Consider the following 6,745-nt stretch of genomic DNA (forward strand, 5'->3'; position numbering starts at 1 on the left):
GCAAACCGACCTCATTGCCAGCAGCCGCCCTAATCCTATGTCGCGATCCCGTTTCATGCGACGGGGTCGGCGGCAGCCGGTGAAGGCGTGAAGTGAGTTACTCAAAAGCTCCGCCAACGGCTGTCAGCTCGGCATTCCCGGAACAAAGCTTGCCCGGCGCCGTCGCCGGTCCCACTATGACGGCCGCTTCCGAGGGCTCCCCAGGCTCGACACACGCACCATTCGGCGGAGGAACAGGTTCTGCGCGCCTGGACCCGGATCGCCGCCGCGATCGACGGTCTCAACGAGCGGATCGGCATCGCTATCCAGTGGCTGACACTGCTCATGGTCGCGGTCGGCACCTTCAACGCGCTGGCCCGCTACGCCACCCGCCTGACCGGTGTGTCGCTGGCGTCCAATGCCTACATCGACCTTCAGTGGTACCTCTTCAGCCTGATCTTCCTGCTGGGCGCGGCGTACGGGCTGAAGCACGACGTGCACGTGCGGGTGGACGTGGTCTACAGCCGGCTGAGCGGCCGGCAGCGCGCCTGGGTCGATGTGCTGGGCACCGTGCTCTTCCTGCTCCCGTTCTGCCTGCTCATGCTCTGGACCGCGTGGCCGGCCGTGCGCAACTCCTGGGCTATCCGCGAGGGTTCGCCTGACCCCGGCGGACTGCCCCGCTACCCCATCAAGACGCTCATCCTGGTTTCCTTCGCGCTGCTCTTCCTGCAGGGGGTCTCGCAACTGATCAAGCGGCTGGTCCAGCTCCGGCAGATCCGGGCGGAGGGGGCGGCGGAAGAAGAACGTTACCACGGCGAGGGCATCTGATGCCGGAGCTGTGGGGGCCGGCCATGTTCGTGGGCGCGCTGGCCCTCATCTTCTCCGGCTACCCGGTGGCCTTCGCGCTGGGGGGCACGGCCCTGCTCTTTGCGGCCCTGGGCGCGGCCACCGGCGCCTTCGATTGGCACCTGCTGCTGGCCATGCCCGAGCGGACCTTCGGCACCATGTCCAACTACACGCTGCTGGCCGTGCCCTTCTTCATCTTCATGGGCACGGTGCTGGAGAAGTCGCGGCTGGCGGAGCAGCTCCTGGAGACCATCGGCATCCTGTTCGGACGGCTGCGCGGCGGGCTGGCACTGGGCGTGGTCTTCGTGGGCGCGCTGCTGGCCGCCGCGACAGGCGTGGTGGGCGCGTCCGTCACGGCCATGGGGCTGATCTCGCTCCCCGTCATGCTGCGCTACGGCTACCAGCGCGAGCTGGCGGTGGGCGTCATCGCCGCCGCCGGCACGCTGGGCCAGATCATTCCACCCAGCATCGTGCTGATCGTGCTGGGCGACCAGATGGGTGTCTCGGTGGGCGCACTCTTCGCCGCCGCCGTAGCGCCCGGACTGATGCTGACCACGCTGTACGCACTCTACGTGGCCGGCGTGGCCGTGCTCCGGCCGCGCCGCCTGCCCGCGCTACCGCTCGAGGCGCGCGCGCTCCGCGGCTGGGTCCTGGCCCGCCGCGTACTGGCCTCGCTGCTGCCGCCGCTGCTGCTGATCGTGGTCGTGCTGGGCAGCATCTTTGCCGGACTGGCCACGCCCACCGAGGCCGGCGCGCTGGGCGCGATCGGCGCCATGCTGCTGGCGGCAGGCAAGCGCATGCTGACGCGGGCCGCGCTGGCCGCGGCCATGAGCGAGACGACCCGGCTCACGGTCATGGTCGTCTTCCTGCTCATCGGCTCGACCGCCTTCGCACTCGTCTTCCGCGGCCTCTCCGGCGACCTCTGGATCGAGGAGACGCTGACCGGCCTGCCCGGCGGAGCGCTGGGCTTCCTCCTGGTCGTCAACGCCTTCGTCTTCCTGCTCGGCTTCTTCATCGACTTCTTCGAGATCGCGTTCATCATCGTGCCGCTGATCGTCGCGCCCGCGGCCAGCCTCGGCATCGACCTGACCTGGCTGGCCATCGTGCTGGCCGTCAACCTGCAGACCTCGTTCCTGACGCCGCCCTTCGGCTTCTCGCTCTTCTACCTGCGCGGCGTCACGCCCGCTGAAATCCCCACCACCGCCATGTACCGCGGCGTCATCCCCTTCATCGGGCTTCAGCTCCTGCTGCTCCTGGGCATCATCCTGTTCGCGCGGCCGTAGACGCTGCCAGGCTGCCGAGCTTGGGAAAGGCGAAGGCCATGTAGCGCAGTTCCGGGCCGGCAAAGTAGGGGAGCGACCTGGCACGGAACGCCTGCCAGTGCTCGTAGACCCGCCGGAAGGTCGCGTCTTTGGCGGCCAGGTCCGCCAGCAGCCCCTGACTCTCCCGATACGCGGCCTCCAGGATCTCGTCGGAATATGGTCGCAGTTGCACCCCATGCTGTTTGACCAGTCGCACCAGCGCCTCCGGGTTGGCGGCGTCGTAGCGGGCCAGCATGTCCTGGTTCACCTCCCGTGTGGCGCTCTCCAGGATCTCCTTATAGACCTCCGGCAGCGCGTCCCAGGCCCGGCGGTTCACGTGCAGGCTCAGCGTCACGCCCGGCTCCCACCAGCCGGGGTAGTAGTAGTGCGGCGCGATGCGGTAGAAACCCAGCTTCTCGTCGTCATGCGGGCCGACCCACTCGGTGGCGTCAATCGCGCCCCGCTCGAGCGCCGGATAGATGTCGCCGCCCGCCAGCACCTGCACTGTCACGCCCAGCCGGCTCATGACCTCGCCCCCCAGCCCCGGGATGCGCATGCGCAGCCCGCGCAGGTCGGAGACCGAGCCCACCGGCCGGCGGAACCAGCCGCCCATCTGCACGCCCGTGTTGCCGCAGGGGAAGGTCATGATCCCGAAATCCGCGAAGATCTGGCGGATCAGATCGAGCCCGCCGCCATGATACAGCCAGGCGTGGTGCTGCCGCGCCATGAAGCCGAAGGGCACGCCCGTGTCGAACGCCAGCGCCGGGCTCTTGCCGATGTAGTAGTAGCTGGCTGTGTGGCCCGCCTGGACCGTGCCCTGCTGCACCGCATCCATCACCTGCAGCCCGGGCACCACCTCGCCCGCCGGGTGCACCCGGATCCGGAACCGCCCGCCCGTCAGCGCGGCCACCCGCTGCGCCAGCACCTCCGCCGAGCCGTACAGGATGTCCAGCCCGCGGGGGAAGCTCGAGGCCAGCCGCCAGCTCACGGCCGGGCCGCCGCCCCCGCCGCCGGCCTCCGCAGCGCCCGCGGCGGCGTCGTCACTCCTCGCGCACGCACCCAGCAGACCCGTGCCCGCGGCGCCCACCGCCGCGTGCTTCAGAAAGGTGCGCCGCCTGATCCGGTCCACGGTTCCTCACCCTCCGAAGGCCGCCGCTGCGCTCCAGGCGTGCGGGGTCGAGCCAAAACTTCGCGCGGTTCTTTTCGCGCTCGACGTGTACGTGCGTGCGGCGGCTCCGCACGATCGCTGGCGCTAGAAGAAGAACCGGTAAGGACCGACCCGCAGCACCGTGGGCATGATGCTCAGAACTTGCCATCAGATGGTCCAGCGGGCAACCAGTCGTACACAGGGCTCTGGGCTGACAGCACGTTCTAGAGGCCGTTGAAACTGGAACATGCTACCGCTTGGTGTACTCCGGGCCCCCACGCTCCCCGATCCGGCTCCCATCCACCGAGATTATCCATTAGCGGCGCCCCGGGCTTGCGGGGGCTCGTTGGCACGGTCAGGAACCGGCGCGACTTCCGCACGGCCCGCGCTAGAAGCCGGCAGGCGGCGAGTGCGCGGAGGGGAAGGCCCGTGAGGGTTCGCATGGCCTGAAGCCCTCAGGCTCATCCCCAACCTTCTCCTGGCCTGTTAGCCTATGTCGTTGCCCAGGAGAGGCACTCATCACCACGCACGTGCCCACCGTTCTTCGAATCGGGCCGTACCGGTTTTTCTTCTACGCCGGCGACCGCGCGGAGCCCCCACACGTTCACGTGCGCCGCGAGAAGAGCGAGGCTAAATTCTGGTTGGACGCCGTGGGCCGGGAACGCAACCGAGGCTTCCGCGCCGTTGAATTGAGGCGGATCGAACGACTGGTGTTGGAGCATGCGGAAAAACTCCGCACGGAATGGCATGAGTACTTTGAGGCTTGAAGCGGAGCCACGGATCACTCGAGTCGAGGTGACGGATGAGTGCTTGATTGTTGACCTCGCCGACGGACGCGTGATCTCCGTCCCGCTGGAATGGTATCCTCGTCTGGTGCACGGCACGGAGCGGGAGCGTGCCCGCTACGAGCTGAGCGGTCACGGGTACGGGATCCACTGGCCCGATCTCGACGAGGACATCAGCGTTGAGAACCTGCTGGCTGGCCGCAGGAGCGGAGAAAGCGAGCGCAGCTTCCGCCGCTGGCTGGAGCGGCGTCAGGTCCCCCGACCTGGCAACCCAACGACCTGAGCCACACTTCGACCTCCCAGCACCGTAGCCCACCCCAGTCCCGCAGTCGCGGCCGGCGACGGAGTCGGCGACCGTGGTTGGGGCGCCGCCGGCCCATCAAATCCGGACTCTCGTGTTCAATTCGGCCGGGCCTTTCTGTGCTTGACTTAGTGGCTACCAGTAGCTACTCTGTGTTTCATGCGCGTGGTCGGAATCAAGACCCTGAAGAACAAGCTGAGCGAGTACGTGAGGCTGGCGGCGGGAGGCGAGCGCATCCTGGTCACCGATCGCGATCGCGTGGTCGCGGAGCTGGGTCCGCCCGCGGAGGGCCGAGCGGAAAGGGTGGCCGATGCCCGCCTTGCGGAGGCCGTGCGGAAAGGCTGGATCGCGCCGCCCGTGCTGCCGCAGTCGTACATCCCCCCATCGAAGCCGGTGATGAGCTTTGAGGAGGTTATGGCGGACCTGGAGGCGAGCCGCGCAGACCGTGATCTACCTTGATTCCTCGGTCGTGCTCGCGCACCTCCTGGCAGAGGATCGCCGGCCGCGCGCCGAGTTGTGGGCGCAATCGCTGATCTCCAGCCGGCTGCTGGAGTACGAGGTCTGGGCGCGGATCCAGGCGCGGGGGCTCGCGGCCACACACAGTGAGGAGGTCCACGCGGTCACGGGGCGGGTGGCTTTCCTGGAGTTGATCCCTGAAGTGGTCGGCCGAGTACGGGAACCAATGCCGCCGGGTGTCCGGACGCTGGACGCGCTGCACCTCGCCTGCCTCGCCTTCCTGCGGGCCGAGGGTCAGGATGTACAGCTAGCCAGCTACGACGAGCGAATGAGGGCCGCCGCAGGAAAGCTGGGGTTCAGGATCTACCCGCTCTAGCCGGCGCGCCGCGCCGCGCGGCGCTGCGCACCAGGCGCGTAACGTCGTCCGGCCGGTAGGCGGCGGTGAACACGGTGAGCGCCAGCCCCACGGCGAGCCAGAGCGCCGCGGCGGGCCACCACGGGTCGCTGGGCGCGGTCCCGGCGCGCTCTGGCGAGCCAAACACCTCGCGCAGCGTGCCGGTGAACAGCGCGGCGTCGAACCCCAAACTGTCCCCGAACAGTAGCCTCTGTATGACCTCTGCCAACATTGAGTAGCCCCAGCTGGCCAGGATCGCGGCAAGAAGGCTGAAGCCAGTGACCGTCCCGATCACCCAGCGGGTGACCGCATACTCGCTCCAGAGCACCAGGGATGTAGTGAGCAGGTAGACGATCAGCGGGGCCACGAAGAAGCTCGCCCACGCCTCCGGCCCAATCGCCGCGAAGCGACCCCACGTGCCTTGCGCGGAAGCTGCCAGCGCGCCGGTGCCCGCCAGTACCGCGTAGGCCCCGAGCAGGTACAGCGCACCCCCCGTCACCCGGGCCAGGTCATGGGCCGGTCTCGGGACCGGCAGCGACCAGTGATACGTCCGGCGGCTCGGTCCCTCTCCCTGCCACACCATCACCGCCCAAAAGGCCCCGAAGGGCACCGCGAACAGCGCCGTTATGAAGGTTTCCGGCGCGTCGGGGGGCACAGCTGCCAAACCGACCAGCATCAGGACCGTCAGAAGACCGAGGGTCAGATAGACCCAGCGCCCGCTCACACCGAGGAGCCAGGCCTGCTGCCCGAATGAGGTCCCGATCCCGGGCTCTAGCCGCTCCAGCGCCGCAACGCTCGTCGCCATTGTCGCTCTCCTTTGACGGGCCGGTCAGGCGCCGGCCGATGTCGTTTGAAGCGTTTCGCTCCCCTCAGGCCCGTCCGGCGAGGCCTGCCACGCCAGCAGGGCCAGCGCCGCATCCTCCAGGGTCAGCGGCGCGATCTGGCGGATCGTCGCCCCAGCGCCCCGCAGCCGCTCCACCACCTCCGCCTCGTCGCCCCAGATCGTCCACGCCACCTCCCGCTGCGCGCCGTTCCGCCGGATCACCATCTCCGCCAAAGCGGGCGCACCCGCCCACCCCTCCGGTACTTCGAGCTGATACCTGCGCAGGTAGCGGCGCAGCGTGTCCCGATTGAACTGCACCTCGATCCGACCGTCGCGCATCACGCCCAGATGATCGCCCAGCCGCTCCGCCTCGTGCACCAGATGCGTCGAGACCAGGATCGTGGTGGGGAAGCGCGCGAGATGCCCGGCCAGCGCCGAGAGCGCCTGCTCCCGCATCACCGGGTCGAGCCCGTCCGTGGGCTCGTCCAGCAGGAGCACCGGCGGCCGATGCGCCAGCGCCAGCACGAGCTGGATCCGGCGCTGCTGCCCCTTGGAAAGCGTGCCGAACCGCGCCTCCGGGCGGATCTCGAAGAGGCGCGCCAGCTCCCCCGCGTAGCCGGCGTCCCAGGCGGGATAATAGGCCGCGTGGTAACGCATCAGCGCACCTGCCCGCAGCCAGCCGTAGCCCACGCCGTGCTGCTCCGGAACATAGC

9 protein-coding genes are annotated in these 6,745 nt (G+C 68.8%); 6 read left to right on the top strand and 3 right to left on the bottom strand.

The window, feature by feature from the left end:
- Positions 1 to 324 precede the first annotated feature (324 nt).
- Together HY703_09660 and HY703_09665 are read left to right on the top strand one after the other, a co-directional pair.
- On the top strand, positions 325 to 807 hold the full coding sequence (locus HY703_09660; GenBank protein MBI4545450.1) for a TRAP transporter small permease subunit: 483 nt from the start codon (positions 325 to 327) through the stop codon (positions 805 to 807).
- The gene (locus tag HY703_09665; GenBank protein ID MBI4545451.1) at positions 807 to 2,108 is read left to right on the top strand and encodes a TRAP transporter large permease subunit; all 1,302 of its coding nucleotides are present in this window, start codon (positions 807 to 809) and stop codon (positions 2,106 to 2,108) included. The genes HY703_09660 and HY703_09665 overlap by 1 nt, the downstream gene beginning before the upstream one ends.
- Here HY703_09665 and HY703_09670 read toward each other — a convergent pair.
- Complete coding sequence (locus HY703_09670) at positions 2,086 to 3,246, bottom strand: TRAP transporter substrate-binding protein (protein ID MBI4545452.1); 1,161 nt, start codon at positions 3,244 to 3,246, stop codon at positions 2,086 to 2,088. The two genes, HY703_09665 and HY703_09670, sit on opposite strands and share 23 nt — an antisense overlap.
- Before the next feature lie 557 nt (positions 3,247 to 3,803).
- Here HY703_09670 and HY703_09675 point away from each other — a divergent pair.
- From HY703_09675 to HY703_09690, 4 genes are all read left to right on the top strand, one after another.
- Positions 3,804 to 4,040, top strand: coding sequence for a DUF4160 domain-containing protein (locus HY703_09675; protein ID MBI4545453.1), 237 nt, complete (start codon positions 3,804 to 3,806; stop codon positions 4,038 to 4,040).
- The gene (locus HY703_09680) at positions 4,021 to 4,341 is read left to right on the top strand and encodes a DUF2442 domain-containing protein (GenBank protein MBI4545454.1); all 321 of its coding nucleotides are present in this window, start codon (positions 4,021 to 4,023) and stop codon (positions 4,339 to 4,341) included. The genes HY703_09675 and HY703_09680 overlap by 20 nt, the downstream gene beginning before the upstream one ends.
- A gap of 177 nt (positions 4,342 to 4,518) precedes the next feature.
- A complete protein-coding gene (locus HY703_09685; protein ID MBI4545455.1) occupies positions 4,519 to 4,818 on the top strand; it encodes a type II toxin-antitoxin system Phd/YefM family antitoxin in 300 nt (99 codons plus the stop codon).
- Positions 4,805 to 5,191: a PIN domain-containing protein gene (locus tag HY703_09690; protein ID MBI4545456.1), complete on the top strand. Its 387-nt coding sequence runs from the start codon at positions 4,805 to 4,807 to the stop codon at positions 5,189 to 5,191. Before HY703_09685 ends, HY703_09690 begins: the two co-directional genes overlap by 14 nt.
- On the opposite strand, the gene HY703_09695 is transcribed toward HY703_09690, so the two are convergent.
- A complete protein-coding gene (locus HY703_09695) occupies positions 5,172 to 6,014 on the bottom strand; it encodes a hypothetical protein (protein ID MBI4545457.1) in 843 nt (280 codons plus the stop codon). The genes HY703_09690 and HY703_09695 overlap by 20 nt on opposite strands.
- A gap of 24 nt (positions 6,015 to 6,038) precedes the next feature.
- On the bottom strand, positions 6,039 to 6,745 hold a 707-nt coding region (locus HY703_09700; protein ID MBI4545458.1), incomplete at its 5' end, for an ABC transporter ATP-binding protein.

It is taken from the genome of Gemmatimonadota bacterium, assembly GCA_016209965.1.
In the GTDB taxonomy this organism is placed as follows: Bacteria; Gemmatimonadota; Gemmatimonadetes; order Longimicrobiales; family RSA9; genus JACQVE01.